Annotated in this window: 11 protein-coding genes; 6 read left to right on the forward strand and 5 right to left on the reverse strand. The window is 72.7% G+C overall.

What is annotated here, in order from left to right:
- Nucleotides 1–1,025: 1,025 nt before the first annotated feature.
- On the reverse strand, nucleotides 1,026–1,484 hold the full coding sequence (locus ACZ5WK_RS22440) for a MarR family winged helix-turn-helix transcriptional regulator (protein ID WP_465549331.1): 459 nt from the start codon (nucleotides 1,482–1,484) through the stop codon (nucleotides 1,026–1,028).
- Between the two features lie 115 nt (nucleotides 1,485–1,599).
- Between ACZ5WK_RS22440 and ACZ5WK_RS22445 the strand changes: the two genes are divergently transcribed.
- Nucleotides 1,600–2,928: an aldehyde dehydrogenase family protein gene (locus ACZ5WK_RS22445; protein WP_465549333.1), complete on the forward strand. Its 1,329-nt coding sequence runs from the start codon at nucleotides 1,600–1,602 to the stop codon at nucleotides 2,926–2,928.
- Nucleotides 2,929–2,951: 23 nt separating this feature from the next.
- On the forward strand, nucleotides 2,952–3,740 hold the full coding sequence (locus tag ACZ5WK_RS22450; protein ID WP_465549335.1) for a maleylpyruvate isomerase family mycothiol-dependent enzyme: 789 nt from the start codon (nucleotides 2,952–2,954) through the stop codon (nucleotides 3,738–3,740).
- A 135-nt stretch (nucleotides 3,741–3,875) separates the two neighbouring features.
- On the opposite strand, the gene ACZ5WK_RS22455 is transcribed toward ACZ5WK_RS22450, so the two are convergent.
- Nucleotides 3,876–6,086: an MMPL family transporter gene (locus ACZ5WK_RS22455; protein ID WP_465549337.1), complete on the reverse strand. Its 2,211-nt coding sequence runs from the start codon at nucleotides 6,084–6,086 to the stop codon at nucleotides 3,876–3,878.
- 270 nt (nucleotides 6,087–6,356) lie between these two features.
- Here ACZ5WK_RS22455 and ACZ5WK_RS22460 point away from each other — a divergent pair, with 270 nt between their 5' ends.
- From ACZ5WK_RS22460 to ACZ5WK_RS22470, 3 genes are all read left to right on the forward strand, one after another.
- On the forward strand, nucleotides 6,357–7,583 hold the full coding sequence (locus ACZ5WK_RS22460) for a sensor histidine kinase (RefSeq protein ID WP_465549339.1): 1,227 nt from the start codon (nucleotides 6,357–6,359) through the stop codon (nucleotides 7,581–7,583).
- On the forward strand, nucleotides 7,580–8,305 hold the full coding sequence (locus ACZ5WK_RS22465; RefSeq protein ID WP_465549341.1) for a response regulator: 726 nt from the start codon (nucleotides 7,580–7,582) through the stop codon (nucleotides 8,303–8,305). Before ACZ5WK_RS22460 ends, ACZ5WK_RS22465 begins: the two co-directional genes overlap by 4 nt.
- Before the next feature lie 71 nt (nucleotides 8,306–8,376).
- Nucleotides 8,377–9,186 carry an arylamine N-acetyltransferase family protein gene (locus ACZ5WK_RS22470; protein ID WP_465549343.1) on the forward strand — a complete coding sequence of 270 codons (810 nt, stop codon included), beginning with the start codon at nucleotides 8,377–8,379 and terminating at the stop codon, nucleotides 9,184–9,186.
- Nucleotides 9,187–9,226: 40 nt separating this feature from the next.
- On the opposite strand, the gene ACZ5WK_RS22475 is transcribed toward ACZ5WK_RS22470, so the two are convergent.
- Nucleotides 9,227–10,219, reverse strand: coding sequence for a GlxA family transcriptional regulator (locus ACZ5WK_RS22475; RefSeq protein ID WP_465549345.1), 993 nt, complete (start codon nucleotides 10,217–10,219; stop codon nucleotides 9,227–9,229).
- Between the two features lie 145 nt (nucleotides 10,220–10,364).
- Between ACZ5WK_RS22475 and ACZ5WK_RS22480 the strand changes: the two genes are divergently transcribed.
- A complete protein-coding gene (locus ACZ5WK_RS22480) occupies nucleotides 10,365–10,955 on the forward strand; it encodes an isochorismatase family protein (RefSeq protein WP_465549347.1) in 591 nt (196 codons plus the stop codon).
- 110 nt (nucleotides 10,956–11,065) lie between these two features.
- Here ACZ5WK_RS22480 and ACZ5WK_RS22485 read toward each other — a convergent pair whose 3' ends face one another.
- On the reverse strand, nucleotides 11,066–11,998 hold the full coding sequence (locus ACZ5WK_RS22485; RefSeq protein ID WP_465549349.1) for an amino acid ABC transporter permease: 933 nt from the start codon (nucleotides 11,996–11,998) through the stop codon (nucleotides 11,066–11,068).
- A complete protein-coding gene (locus ACZ5WK_RS22490; protein ID WP_396323333.1) occupies nucleotides 11,995–12,660 on the reverse strand; it encodes an amino acid ABC transporter permease in 666 nt (221 codons plus the stop codon). Before ACZ5WK_RS22490 ends, ACZ5WK_RS22485 begins: the two co-directional genes overlap by 4 nt.
- Between the last annotated feature and the right edge of the window lie 136 nt (nucleotides 12,661–12,796).

Genomic DNA, 12,796 nt, shown 5'->3' on the forward strand with positions numbered 1-12,796 from the left:
ACGCGGACCACCGCCGCGTCCTGGCCGTGCTGCGGTTCCTCGGAGCGTCCCGGGCCTGACCTTCCCATCCGTGATCACGATCTACGGCTGGAGTACTAACCCCAGAAGAACGAATCTCACTGTCCAATTTGCTGCCACAGCCGGAAGGGCTGGACCCCACGGGTCCAGCCCTTCCGCATATCCAGGGTGAGGCCCCGGCCGCGACTTGTCAGAGAGGCGACCTGGGCCCGCAGTCACACCTACCGACGCCACCACTCTGGCCCCCATGGACACTCCACCCGGGCCCAACAGGTCACCCGATCAGTGGCTCCCAATCTCGCCGGAACGGCTCCCGAATTCGCCGAAGAACACCCACCGGGGTCGAGTACATCACCGCCACGAATGGCCTACACCTGGCTCCCGTTCACACCGGAGCAGTGGCTCCCATATGACCCGACAAAATCAGCTTGGGCTCACTGATGTGGGCGAGTAGCCGTTGCACCAGGCGGTACAGGTCAGCGAGCGCCCCGTACGCCGCTCGTCGCTCCCGCCCGTCGTAGGCGCGAACCGCACCGTGGGTCTCGCGCAAGAGGTCCGGCAGCAGGGCCCCAACCTCGGTCCGTTGGTGTGCGGAGGTGTGCCACAAGCGCCATGCCTGTTCGACCCTGCCGCGCTCTGTATGGGGAGCAAGGCTTGCCCGCTACCCGCTTCCGAGTCCCTGACCAGCACAGATGCCGCTGCCATCTCTCACACTCCAGAGCATCCAGTTCTGTGTGTCGGGAGACCCCGAAGGCAATGAATTCTGCGTTCTGCGCAGCGCGGCCGAGCGCGCAGCGATGTCTTCCTGAGGCCCACCCGCTCACCGTCCGAGTGGCTGATCACAGCCACTCGTCGATGGCCGGCGAGCGGCACGGTCGCTTCATGGCGGACGGCGGTCTTGCCGTACTCGTGGCCACGGGGCGGTGACGCTTGGGCAGGGCTCGAGCCGGGCTCACCGGCCGTTCGTCGGATCACCACGCCGTGAGCCCTGTCACCAGCCTCCGTGGTCAGAACACTTGGCCCTGCGGGGCGGCGGTCTCCGGGAAGGCGCGGCCCAGCAGGGTGTGGAGGGTGTCGCGCTCGTCGGGTGTGAGCTGTTCCAGGGCGGTGAGGCCGGACATCAGCTCGGCGCGGATGCGGCCGACGGTGTGCTCGCCCTGGTCGGTCAGCACGATGTTCTTGATCCGGCGGTCGGCCGGGTCGGCCTCGCGGCGGACGAGGTGCTGCGCGGTGAGCCGGTCGACGATCCCGGTGACGTTCGAGGCGTCGCAGGCCAGCAGCTCGGCGAGGGCGCGCATGGGCCGGGGGCGGATCAGCAGGCTGAGCGTCTTGCCCTGCATCAGCGTGAGCCCGTGCCCGGCGGCCACCGTGGCGAAGTGGCGGTAGTAGGCCGCGGCCACCCGCGCGAGCCGGTCCATCAGCTCTTCGGGGGAGGGGGAGGGTGTGGGCCGGGGCGTCTGGGGCATGCCTCCAGCATAGGGAGATTGCTTGACATCATCAACCATTGAGGTCTACCGTCGAATTACTTGAAGACATCAACCATCTAGGCCTTCAAGCCCCCGGAAGGACCGCGAGACCCTCATGACGCACCCCCCGACCTCCGCCGCGGCAGACATCCCCACCCTGGTCGCCCGCCTGCGCGCCACCTTCGACAGCGGCCGGACCAAGCCCCTCGCCCGGCGCCTGGACCAGCTGGCGGCCCTGCGCTCGCTGCTCACCGAGCAGGCCGAGGTGTTCCAGCAGGCGCTCGCCGCCGACCTCGGCAAGAGCGCGAAGGAGGCGTACCGCACCGAGATCGGGTTCACGCTGAACGAGCTCGACCACACCGTGGCGCACCTGGAGGAGTGGCTCCGGCCGAAGCCGGCCGCCGTCCCCGGGTTCTTCCAGCCGGCCGACGCCCGTGTGGTCCGCGACCCGCTCGGCGTGGTGCTGGTCATCGCGCCGTGGAACTACCCGCTCCAGCTCGCGCTGGCCCCGGTGGTGGGCGCCCTGGCCGCCGGCAACACCGTGGTCGTCAAGCCGAGCGAGCTCGCCCCCGCCACCTCCGCGGCGATGGCCCGGCTGCTGCCGCGCTACCTGGACCCGGAGACCGTGGCCGTGGTCGAGGGCGCCGTCCCGGAGACCACCGCCCTGCTGGAGCAGCGCTTCGACCACATCTTCTACACCGGCAACGGCACGGTCGGGCGGATCGTCATGGCGGCGGCCGTCCGGCACCTCACGCCGGTCACCCTGGAGCTCGGCGGCAAGAGCCCCGTCGTGGTCGAGCCCGGCGCCGACCTGGCGCTCACCGCACGCAGGATCGCCCGGGGCAAGTTCCTCAACGCCGGCCAGACCTGCGTCGCCCCCGACTACGTCCTCGCCATCGGCGAGACCGCCGCCGGGCTGGAGAGGCACCTGGCCGACGCAGTCCGCGAGATGTACGGCGACGATCCGGCCGCCGACCCCGAGTACGGGCGGATCGTCAACGACCGCCACTTCGACCGCCTGGCCGCACTGCTGGACGACGGGCGGCTCGTCACCGGCGGCGGGCACGACCGCACCGAGCGCTACCTCGCCCCGACCGTCCTCGCGGACGTCTCCCCGGACGCGCCCGTGATGCGCGCGGAGATCTTCGGCCCGATCCTGCCGATCGTCGCCGTCCCCGACCTCGACGCGGCGATCGCCTTCATCAACGAGCGGGACAAGCCGCTCGCCCTCTACGCCTTCACCGAGTCCGAGCGGACCAAGCGGCGGCTGACCGAGGAGACCTCCTCCGGCGCGCTCTCCTTCGGCCTGCCGGTCTCCCACCTGGCCATGCCCGAGCTGCCGTTCGGCGGCGTGGGCGAGAGCGGGATGGGCCGCTACCACGGCGAGTACTCCATCGACACGTTCAGCCACGCCAAGGCCGTCGTCGACAAGCCCCTCGTCTGAGCCGGACCCAGCCACCCGGGAGAATGACCCTCGTGACCACCACCACCACCCTCGACCACGCCGCCGGCGTCGCAGCCGAGACCGCGCGCCTCGTCGCCACCGTCCGGACCGCCGATCCGACCGCCCCGGTGCCCAGTTGCCCGGGCTGGACCCTGACCGACCTGGTGCGCCACACCGGCAGCGTGCAGCGCTGGTTCACCGTCCTGCTGCGGCAGAGGATCCAGGAGCCGCCGCGCAGCCGCGACGTCGACCTGCACCTGCCGCAGACGCCGGACGGCTACCCCGACTGGCTGGCCGAAGCCGCGGCGCAGGCCGGCGCGGAGTTCGCCTCGGCCGACCTCGACGCGCCGATGTGGGCCTGGGGCGCCGACCAGCACGCCCGGTTCTGGGTGCGCCGCATGCTGTTCGAGACCCTCGTGCACCGCGTGGACGCCGACCTCGCACTGGGCCTGAACCCCGACGTCGACCCGGCGCTCGCTGCCGACGGGGTGTCGGAGTTCCTGACCAACCTGCCCTTCGCCGCCGGCTTCGCCCCCGGGACGGCCGCGCTCCGCGGCGCGGACCGGACCATCCGGTTCACCCGCACCGACGGCGACGGGGACTGGCTGGTCCGGCTGCGCCCCGACGGTTTCGGGCTCGACCCGCAGGGCGCGGACGCGACCGCCGACGCGACCGCCGACGCGACCGTCCGGGGCTCCGCCGCGGACCTGCTGCTCCTCCTCTACGGCCGGCTGGACCGGTCCGCCGACCGCTTCGAGGTGCGGGGGGACGACGAGTTGCTGGCGCACTGGTTCGCCAACTCCGCCTTCTGAGCCGAGGACGGGACCGTCCACCGGGAAGCCGCCCGGCCGCCCGGCCACGCGGCCGGGCGACCGGAGCATGGGACCGCCGGCCCCGGGGCGCATGGCCCCGGAGCCGGCGGTCCCACGCTTCCGCGGTCCCACGCCTCAGTACGCCGTGACCCGGTCGGGTTCCGGGGCCGGTGCGGCCGCATTGTGCAGGGGGCGGCCGCCGGCGGTGGGCCGCGGACGGACCGGCCACCACAGGGCCCGGCCGAGGAGTGCCGCCAGGGCGGGGACCAGCACCAGCGAAAGGACGAGCGCCGAGAGCATGATGCCGAGCGCCATCGCGAAGGCGACCTGTTCGCTCCCCGGGGTGGTGGCGAGGGTGGCGAAGGAGCCGGCCAGCACCAGCCCGGCCGTCGCGATGGCCGGCGTCGTGTGCCGCACCGCGCGGGCCACGGCGGCGCGGGCCGGGCCCGGCCGCTGCATCTCCTCCCGGATCCGGTCGGCGATCAGGATGTTGTAGTCGGTGCCCAGGGCCACGACGAACAGGAACAGCACCAGCGGGAGGGTGAAGTCGACGCCCGGCTCGCCGAGGGCGTGCTGGAACAGCAGCGTGGCGGCGCCGAGGGTGGCGGCGAAGCCGAGCCCGACGGAGAGCATCAGGACGACCGGTGCGATCAGGCTGCGCAGGAGCAGCAGCAGGATCAGCGCGATCAGCGCGGCCGCGACGGGGAACACGACCGTGAGGTCGTGGTCGACGGCGGTCGAGACGTCGGCGAGGACCGCCGCCGTCCCGCCCACGTGGGCTGTCGTCCCGGCGGGCGTGTGCCGGGCGACCGCGGCCCGGACCGGTCCGGCGACCAGGTCGCGGGCCTGCCTGCTCTGCGGGTCGGCGGTCGGGTAGAGGTCGATCCGGGCGGCGCGGTGGTCCTCGTTCAGAACGGTCGGTGCGACGGCGCCCACGCCGTCGACCCGGGTGAGCGCGCGCGAGAGGCCGTCGAGCCCGGCGGTGGTGAGGGTGGCGCCGTCCGGGGCGGTGACGAAGACGCTCGTCGGGTCCGACACCCCGGCCGGCAGCGCGCGGGAGATCTCGGCCGCGGTGGCCACGGCAGCGGTCCCGTCACCCGGGCCGCCCCGGCCGTAGTCCATCCGGATGCCGGCCGACCCGGCGGCCAGGGCGGCGAGCAGGGCGACGGAGGCGGTCAGCATCGCCAGCGGCCGCCGCGTGACCAGCGCGCCGAAGCGGGCGGCACGGCCCTCGCGCGGCTCGCGCTGCAGGGTCCGCGACGGCCAGAACATCCTGCGCCCGGCGGCGGCCAGCAGTGCGGGCAGCAGGGTGAGGCTGCCGAGCAGCATCACCAGGACCGCGACGGCGATCGCGGGGCCCAGCGAGCGGAACTGCCCGAAGGTCGCCAGCCCCAGGGTTGCGAACGCGGCCACGATGGTCAGCGCCGCCGAGGTGATCGCGGCGCCCACACGGCCGGAGACCTGCTCGGCGGCCTCGCGGGCGGGCTGATCGGGCCGGGTGCGCAGTTGCTCGCGGAAGCGGAACAGCAGGAACAGCAGGTAGTCGATGCCGATGCCGAGCAGGACGACGTTGATCAGCCCCGGGGTGCCGGCGTCGAGCTTGCGGCCGGTGAGCACCGCGGCGCCCGCGACGGCTCCCGTCGCCGCGCCGCCGATCATGGCGACCGCGAGCAGCGGCAGCAGGGCCGCGAGCACACTGCGGAACACCAGCACGTTGAGCACGACGATCAGCCCCGTGACGAGGGCGCTCCCGACCGTCGCGGCGGTGCTGTGGGCATCGGTGGTGTCGACGCTCCCGGCGAGGCTCCCGGTGAAGCCGGTGCGCATCCCCGCCTCGGAGAACTGCGTCCGGGCGGAGTCCCGGAACGTCCGGTAGACGCCCTGGACCCCCTTGTCGGTGGGATTCCCGGTCAGCTGGACGGCGAGCAGTTCGAAACTCCGGTCGGGCGCCGTCATCGCCGGGGCGATCCGGGGCGTCTGGGAGCGGTCCGGGACCAGGAACCGCGGGACGTCGTCCTCCCGGGGCATGGCCACCCGGCGCCGGCCCAGCTGCGCCGCCTCGGCCTCGATCCGCTGCTGGTCGGCGGCGTCGAGGGGCTTGCCGTCGGACCGGGCGACCAGCACCGTCACCGTGGTGGCGTCGGGGTTCACCCCGAACCGCTCCTCGGCGATCTGCTGTGCGGCGGCCGAGTCGTAGCTGCGGGGAAGGAAGTCCCCGGTCTGGTGCTGGGTGACGCGGGCGAGCAGCGTCGGGGTCAGGGCGCTCAGGACGACACCCAGGACCACCCAGAGGGCGATGACCTTCCACGGGTGTCTGGTGGAGTAGCCGGTCAGGGCGCGGATCATGTGGTGTCCTCCGGCGGACGGACTTGGGTGCGGACGTCTGGCGGGGGCTCCCGGCCGGTCTCCAGACCATCAGCCGCGGGGGCCGCCGGGCGTCGTGGGAGCGGATGATCCGGACCGGGGCCCTGGGGCCCTGCCAGGCCCCTGACCAGGACCACGGTCCTGGTCAGGGGCCTGCGGCCGCGAGCCGCCGCCGGTGCTGACACCGCGGCCGGTGTGCAACCCTGTCCCGGGAGACAGGAGGCCGGAAGGCCAGGTGGAGGGGGAACGGACATGCCCAGGAGCCGACACACCGGGCCCGGCGATGCCGGGGAGCCGTTGCCGGTCGACGGCGCCGAGCCGCCGTGGTCGCGCAACGACGCGCTCGTGACCGCCGGGGCCTGCGCCATCAACGTGCTCAGCTACGCGTTCTTCGACGACCCCGGCGCCCAGTACGACGTGAGCGTGGCCGGGTTCCTCCTCGTCGCGGCGGCGGCGTTGCCGCTGCTCGCCCGGCGCCGCCACCCGGTGGCGGCGCTCGCCGCCGTGCTGGTGCTCGATGCGACGGCCGCCCTGACCGTCCCGCTGCCCAGCCACTTCGGCGCCGTCCTGGTGGTCGCCCTGTACGCGGTCGCCAGGGCCTGCCCCGGCCGGGTGACGGCGGTGGCGGCCGTCGCGACGGCGTCGGTGACGCTCCTGAGCCAGAGCAACGGCCGGATTCCGCCCTGGCACGTGGCCGTCGGGCCGCCCGTCTCCAGCCTGATCGTCGTCGGCACCGCCCTGGTGATCAACCGCTGGCAGCGGGAGGTGGCGGCCAACCGCAGACTCCTCGCGGACCGTGCGGTGGCCGACGAACGCCGCCGCATCGCAAGGGAGTTGCACGACATCGTGGCCCACCACATCACCACCATGCAGCTGATGGCCGGGGGAGCCCGGGCCAACATCGCCGATCCGGAGGTGGTCCGGGACGCCCTGGTCACCTTGGAGGCCTCCGGGCGGCTCGCGCTGCGCGAGATGCGCCAGCTCCTCGACGTGCTGCGGGCCGGCGACGAGCCGGAGACGGCTCCGGCGCTGCCCCAGCCGGGCGTCGACGACCTCGACCGCCTGGTGGCGGAGTCCCGCCTCGGCGGACTGCCGACCGAGTTCGGCGTCCACGGGCCGCGGCGGCCGCTGCCGCCGACCGTCGGGCTCACGGTGTTCAGGATCGCCCAGGAGGCTCTCACCAATGCCCGTAAGTACGCGGGGTCGGCCCGCGTGTCCGTGCAGTTGACGTACCGTCAGGGCGGGGTGACCGTCGAGGTGCGGGACGACGGCGGGGGCGCACTGCCGCAGGACGGGGTGCCGGCGACGGGCCCGGGCGGCTACGGCCTGATCGGCATGCGCGAGCGCGTCGCCCTGCACGGCGGCACCCTCACCGCCGGCCCGCAGGCCGGCGGCGGGTTCGCCGTGGTGGCCGACCTGCCGCTGGCCGCGGACGAGGTGGACGAGGCGGCCGTCCGGTGCGAGGGGGCGAGCCGATGACCGGGGCCGGCCCGACGCCGCCGAGGATCAAGGTGCTGATCGTGGACGACCAGCCGCTGGTCCGGCGCGGCCTGTCGCTGATCCTCTCCCCCGACCCGTCCTTCGAGGTGGTGGGAGAGGCCGAGAACGGTGCGCAGGCGGTCAGCCTCGCCCGCCAACTGCGCCCCGACGTCGTGGTGATGGACATCCGGATGCCCGTCCTCGACGGGGTCGGCGCGACCGGGGAGCTCGCCGCGACCGTGCCCGGCTGCCGGGTCCTGGCCCTCAGCACCTTCGACGTCGACGAGTACGTCGTGGGAGCCCTGCGCGCCGGAGCCTACGGGTTCCTGCCCAAGGACAGCTCCCCGGAGGACCTGAGCGCGGCGATCCGCACCGTCCACGCGGGCGATGCGGTCGTCGCGCCGCGCCTGCTCACCCGGCTGATCTCCACCTACGTACGGGCACCCGCCGCCGCCCGGCCGGTCCCCACCGGCCGGGGTGAACTCACCCCTCGCGAGGTGGAGGTGTGGCAGCTGATGGCCACCGGCCTCGACAACACCGGGATCGCCCGCGCACTGGACATCAGCCTCTCCACGGTCAAGAACTACATCACCAGCATCTTCGACAAGCTCGCCGTCCGCGACCGTGCCCAGGCGGTCATCGCGGCCTACGAATCGGGTCTGGTCACCGCCCGTGCGGCGGCCGCGGACCCGCCCGGCGCCGGGCAGGTGGGCCGGACCTAGGTCGCGCGTTCCATCGCGGCCGGGTCCATGGGCCGAGGTCAACACCCCCTTCCGGTACGTAGGGTGACGGTATGACTGTTGATGTGGAAAAGTACTTCGCACGCATCGGGTGGGACGGGGAGCCCGTGCCCACCCTGGCCACCCTCCGTTCCCTGCACCACGCCCACGTCCTCGGCATCCCCTTCGAGAACCTCGATGTGGTCGTCGGCTCGGTCCCGTCGCTGGACGTCGCCGACCTGCACACCAAACTCGTCGAGGAGGCCCGCGGCGGTTACTGCTTCGAGCACAACACCCTGCTCGCCGCCGTACTGGAGCAGCTGGGGTTCGAGGTCACCCGGCTCACCGGCCGCGTCCGCGTGGGCGCGCGCGCCGGGGAGATCCGGCCGCGGACCCACATGGTGCTGGCCGTCCGGGTGCCCGGTGATCCCGGCCGCTACCTCGCCGACGTCGGCTACGGGTCGATCGGCGCGCTGCTGGAGCCCCTGCCGATGATCCCCGGGGAGGTCCGCGAGGCCGCCGGGCGCGTCCACCGCCTCGTGGTGGAGGAGCCGGACGGCCCCGCGCCGGTCTGGGTGCTCCAGGCGAGGACGGGCGACACCTGGGGGGACCAGGTCGCCTTCACCCTGGACCCGGTCCCCGCCCCCGACATCACGATGGCCAACTGGCACGTGGCGACCCACCCGCGCTCGCCCTTCCGGCGGCTCTACATCCAGCGCACGAGCGCCGACGGCCACCTGCGGCTCGAAGGCATGACCTTCACCCGTACCGAGGCCACCGGAGCGACCACGACCCGGGAGCTCGAAGGCCCGGAGGAGATCGGCGAGGTGCTGGAATCCGAGTTCGGGATCACCCCGCCGCCCGGCCTCGGGGCGGCCCTCTGACCGGGGCCCGCCCTGCTCCGCGCCTCCGCGCCCGTGGTGCTCAGCCGGCGCCGGAGCGGAACCGGAGGCGGTACTCCGTCGGTGTCGTGTCGAGCCTGCGGCGGAACGCCCGGACGAGGGTGTCCGTCGTACCGAAGCCGCAGGTGGACGCGATGCGTTCGAGGGTCATGTCGGTGGATTCGAGGTGGTTGCGCGCCATTTCGACCCGGGCCGACTCGATGTAGACGCTCGGGGTCATGCCGAGCTCGGCCTTGAAGATCCGGGTGAGCTGCCGCTCGCTGACGTGGGCGAACTCGGCGAGGCCGGCGACGGTGTGCTGCTCGCCCAGGGTGCGGGTGATGTGGTGGCGGAGGTCCTCGATGCGCCGGGTCGTGGAGACGGGTTCGAGGGGAACGCTGAACTGGCTCTGCCCGCCCGGGCGCTTCAGGTACATCACCAGCTGCCGGGCGACGCGCAGCGCCGTGGCCTCGCCGAAGTCGTCGGCGACGAGGGCGAGGGACAGGTCGAGGCAGGCGCTGATCCCCGCCCCGGTCCAGATGTCGCCCTCGCGGATGAAGATCGGGTCGGCGTCGACCTCGACCGCCGGGTGTTCGGCGGCGAGTTGCTGCGCGGTCGACCAGTGGGTGGTGGCGCGCTTGCCGTCGAGCAGCCCGGCGGCGGCGAGCAGGTGCGCCCCGACACAGACGGAGGTGACCCGTCGCGTCGTCGCGGCGAGCGTCCTCACCCAGCCGACCACGGCGGGGTCGGCGAGGGCGTGGACGCGGCGCCGGTCGTCGACCTCGACCGAGCCGGGCACCAGGAGGGTGTCGATGGCCCGCGCGGACGCCTCCTCGAAGGTGAGGTCGGGGAGGATGCGGACGCCGGCGGAGGTGGTGACCGGGTCCAGGGTCTCGGCGGCGAGGACGACCTGGTAGCCCGTCGCGTCGTCGGTCTCGCGCCGCACCAGGGAGAAGACCTCGGGTGGTCCGGTGACGTCGAGCAGGTCGACGCCTTCGAACAGGACGATGACGATGAGTCGGTTGACGGTGGTCACGGGTCTCCGCTGCTCGGTGCGGGCGATGTCGGTATCTGCATGTTAGATGACATTGCCGACACCAGACGGCCGCCCGTAGCGTTTCAGGAGCAGGTCACCGCCGGTGAACTGCGCTTCCTGACACGGAATTCAAGGCGGTACTCCCATGGCTACGACGACCCTGCGCGAGCTCAACGGCTTCGACGAGACGCCCGCGTCGCTCGCCGGATCGACCCTGATCCTGATCGACTACCAGAACACCTACGTCCGCGGCGTGATGGAGCTGGACGGCTGGCAGGCGGCGCTCGACTCCGCCGCCGCGCTGCTGGGGCGGGCGCGGGCGGCGGGCGCGAAGATCATCCACGTCATCAACGACGGCGGCGGGGGCACCCCGTACGACATCCGGGCGGAGATCGGGCGGATCCACCCGAGCGTGGCGGCGATCGAGGGCGAGCCCGTCGTCGTCAAGCAGGTCCCGAACGCGTTCGTCGGCACCGACCTGGCCGAGCACCTCGACGCCGCCGGCAACAAGGACGTCATCATCGCCGGGTTCATGACGCACATGTGCGTGCTGTTCACCGCGCAGGGCGCGTTCCTGCGCGGCAACCGGCCCACGGTGGTCGCCGACGCCTGCGCGACGCGGCCGCTGCGGTCGGTGGGCGTCGAGCTGACCGCCGAGCAGATCCACCACGGCGCGCTCGCGACCGTGGCCGACCTGTACGGGGTCGTCGTGGAGTCCGGGGAGTCCCTGGGCTGAGTCCCTGGGCTGAGTGCCGGCGGCCGTGCGGACCGGCCGCATGGCACGGCCGGCCGGTCCGCACGCCCCGGCCACACGGCCGGCGCCGGCCGGTCAAACGGGGCCGGGCGTCACGCGCCGGGGGGCGCCGGGCCGCCGCCGAGGTCGTCACGGGTCACGTGCTCGCCCGGCGTCGCCAGTTCCTCGACCGCGCCGGCGCCGACCACCGCGCCGGTGGACCTCTTGCCGCGCCGCAGCCGGCCCTCCAGCCAACCGGCGAAGGAGGTGAGCGCGAAGTTCAGCAGCACGAAGATCACCGCGACGACGGTGAAGCTGGCGATGGTGTTGGCACCGTAGTTCGCGCTCATCGGGCGGACCGACGCCAGCAGCTCGGAGAAGCCGAGCAGCGCGCCGCCCAGTGCGGTGTCCTTCACGATCACCACCAGCTGGCTGACGATCGCCGGCAGCATCGCGGTGACCGCCTGCGGCAGCAGCACGTGGCGCATGACCTGGTTCTTGCGCATGCCGATGGCCTTGGCCGCGTCGGTCTGGCCCCGGGGGAGGGAGAGGATGCCGGCCCGGACGATCTCGGCGAGCACGGAGGCGTTATAGAGGACGAGACCGGTGACCACGGCGTACAGCGGCCGGCTGTCGGGGCTGACGTCGGTGAACTCGGAGTATGCCGCGTTCGCGAAGAGCATCAGGATCAGCACGGGGATGGCACGGAAGAACTCCACGACCGTGCCGGCCGCGCCCCGTACCCACCGGTGCTCCGAGAGCCTGGCGATGCCGAACAGCGCTCCGAGCGGCAGTGCGAGGACCATGGCGAGCGCGGCCGCCTTGAGCGTGTTCCGCAGCCCCGGCAGGAGGAACGTCGACCAGGCGCGGGAGTCCGTGAAGAAGGGCCGCCACTTGGCCCATTCGAGCTGGTTCTTGTCGGCGAGGCTCTGGACCACCCACCAGACCAGGAGCGCGAGGGCGACCAGGAACAGCGCCGTGTACAGCACGTTGTGCCGCTTGGCGCGCGGCCCCGGGACGTCGTAGAGCGTGGTCGGCCCGGTCACCGCCGCACCGAGACCTTCTTTCCCACCCAGCCGAGGAAGAGCCCGGTCGGCAGGGTGAGACAGATGAAGCCGAACGCGAAGACGGCGGAGATGAGGATGAGCTGGGCCTCGTTCTCGATCATCTCCCGCATCAGCGCGGCGGCCTCGGCGACCCCGATCGCGGAGGCCACCGTGGTGTTCTTGGTCAGCGCGATCAGCACGTTCGCCAGCGGGCCCACCACCGAACGGAAGGCCTGCGGCAGGACGATGAGCGTCAGCACCTGGCCGAACCTCAGGCCGATGGCCCGCGCCGCCTCGGTCTGGCCGACGGGCACCGTGTTGATGCCCGACCGCAGCGCCTCGCAGACGAACGCCGAGGTGTAGGCGATCATGCCGAGCACGGCGAGCCGGAAGTCGATCGTCTTGAAGGTGCCGCCGCCGAGCGTGACGCCGAGCGTCTGGAACAGGCCCAGCGAGGTGAAGACGATGATCACGGTGAGCGGGATGTTCCGGACCACGTTGACGTAGGCGGTGCCGAACCCCCGCATCAGCGGTACCGGGCTGACGCGCATGGCGGCCAGGACGGTCCCCCAGACCAGGGATCCGATGGCGGACCAGAACGTGAGCTGCACCGTCACCCAGAAGGCCCCCAGCAGGTCGTAACGGTCAAGAAAGTCGAACACGGTCTCCCGGCCTTCCGCGTGGTGGAGCCTGATGCGGGGGGTGGCGCTCTCGCGTGGGTGGGGTGGCGCTCTCGCGTGGGTGGAGCCTGCAGCGGGGTGGCGCTCTCGCGCGGGTGAACGGCGGGGCGCGCCGCTG

The organism is Kitasatospora sp. NPDC032757, assembly GCF_055579305.1.

Bases quoted from the DNA above. Each gene is read 5' to 3' on its own strand.
- ACZ5WK_RS22440 (WP_465549331.1), bottom strand. From the start codon at position 1,484: ATGCCCCAGACGCCCCGGCCCACACCCTCCCCCTCCCCCGAAGAGCTG.
- ACZ5WK_RS22445 (WP_465549333.1), top strand. From the start codon at position 1,600: ATGACGCACCCCCCGACCTCCGCCGCGGCAGACATCCCCACCCTGGTC.
- ACZ5WK_RS22450 (WP_465549335.1), top strand. From the start codon at position 2,952: ATGACCCTCGTGACCACCACCACCACCCTCGACCACGCCGCCGGCGTC.
- ACZ5WK_RS22455 (WP_465549337.1), bottom strand. From the start codon at position 6,086: ATGATCCGCGCCCTGACCGGCTACTCCACCAGACACCCGTGGAAGGTC.
- ACZ5WK_RS22460 (WP_465549339.1), top strand. From the start codon at position 6,357: ATGCCCAGGAGCCGACACACCGGGCCCGGCGATGCCGGGGAGCCGTTG.
- ACZ5WK_RS22465 (WP_465549341.1), top strand. From the start codon at position 7,580: ATGACCGGGGCCGGCCCGACGCCGCCGAGGATCAAGGTGCTGATCGTG.
- ACZ5WK_RS22470 (WP_465549343.1), top strand. From the start codon at position 8,377: ATGACTGTTGATGTGGAAAAGTACTTCGCACGCATCGGGTGGGACGGG.
- ACZ5WK_RS22480 (WP_465549347.1), top strand. From the start codon at position 10,365: ATGGCTACGACGACCCTGCGCGAGCTCAACGGCTTCGACGAGACGCCC.